General features: G+C 57.1%; 1 pseudogene. It reads right to left on the reverse strand.

The features are described 5' to 3' along the window. Positions 1-219 (reverse strand): annotated as a pseudogene (locus QP941_RS11615) (transposase); the annotation flags it as partial.

The following is a 219-nucleotide window of genomic DNA, read 5'->3' on the forward strand; positions in this document are numbered from 1 at the left end:
CCTGGACCTTCAGGCGTGTCCCTGATTCCTCAAGTCCCGCAATTTTTTTAGATATGCGTTTTCCGCTTCCAACCGCGTGATCTGGCGACGCAGCTTCGCTTCCTCCGAAAGCGGCTTCGGCGTGACCGAACCCTTGGGCCTTCCCTTCGGCTTCGGTTTTAGTGCCTCATCGCCACCTTTACGCCATTTCCTCGACCATCCGCCGACCAAGTGCTCTGA

Source organism: Corynebacterium sp. MSK150, from assembly GCF_030229215.1.
Classification (GTDB): Bacteria; Actinomycetota; Actinomycetes; order Mycobacteriales; family Mycobacteriaceae; genus Corynebacterium.